We start from the raw sequence: 1,103 nt of genomic DNA, 5'->3' as shown, positions 1-1,103 counted from the left end.
GAGTGGAGATTATATTTTAGGGTTTGGGGTAGTTGATGTGGATAAGACAGGAGGAGGAAATGCTACTGGAAATTCAGCTTTATTAGTTGATAATATCAAGCTTACCAATATAGCCAAAGTTCCTGAACCTGATACTATTTTCGGGCTATTATTGACTCTAGGATTAGCCAGCAAGTGCAAGCGCAAGAATTAATCAAGAAAACGGGTTTCTTTGAGAAACCCGTTTTCTGCGTCAGTATATCACAAAAATTGCTTCGGTGGTTCAAGAGAACTGATAACTGATAACTGATAACTGATAACTGAAATGAATAACCCAAATACTGATTTTGATACTCCTTGGAAAGATGTCTTAGAAATATACTTTGAAGACTTTGTTTCCTTCTTTTTTCCTCAAGCTCACGCGGGTATTGATTGGAATCAAGGCTTTGAATTTCTCGACAAAGAACTTCAACAAGTGGTGCGGGATGCTGAGTTAGGCAAACGTCTCGTCGATAAGTTGGTGAAAATTTATCGTCTTGCGGGAGAAGAGACCTGGGTTTTAATCCACATAGAAATCCAGGGTCAGCGAGAAATTGACTTTGCTGAACGGATGTTTGTCTATTACTACCGTATTTATGATCGTTACAGGCGTTCAGTAGCGAGTTTGGCAGTTTTAGGTGATGATAATGCTTCTTGGCGACCCAATCAATTTGAACGTGAGTTATTTGATTGTCAAGTGAGTTTTCGCTTTCCGGTCGTCAAGTTGCTAGAATTTAAGCAGCAGTGGTCAGCTTTAGCAGCCAACCGCAACCCTTTTGCTACAGTCGTGATGGCGCATCTCCAAGCTTTAGAAACTCGGCAAAACCGAAAAAAGCGTAAAGAAGCGAAACTAACATTAACTAAACGGTTGTACGAACAGGGTTATCAACGAGAGGACATTCTCAACCTCTTTAAGTTTATCGATTGGCTGATGAGCTTACCCGCTGAATTAGAACAGGAGTTTCAACAGGAATTAAATCAGTACGAGGAGGAAAAAAGAATGCCTTATATTACCAGTGTTGAAAGAATGGGAATGGAAAAGGGGATGATTCAAAAAGCTCGAGAATCTGTCATTGATGCCCTTG

General features: G+C 40.3%; 2 protein-coding genes. Both read left to right on the top strand.

Going from position 1 to position 1,103, the window contains the following annotated elements:
* Positions 1 to 193, top strand: a 193-nt coding sequence (locus tag O9324_RS23000; RefSeq protein ID WP_288141409.1) for a PEP-CTERM sorting domain-containing protein, incomplete at its 5' end; no start/stop codon positions are given.
* Between the two features lie 111 nt (positions 194 to 304).
* Positions 305 to 1,103 (top strand): RpnC/YadD family protein (locus tag O9324_RS22995; RefSeq protein ID WP_288141408.1); only part of this gene is annotated, 799 nt, incomplete at its 3' end.

The sequence above is a fragment of the Microcystis sp. LE19-84.1B genome (assembly GCF_027531875.1).
GTDB lineage: Bacteria > Cyanobacteriota > Cyanobacteriia > Cyanobacteriales > Microcystaceae > Microcystis > Microcystis panniformis.
This window is presented reverse-complemented; position numbering and strand designations above follow the sequence as displayed.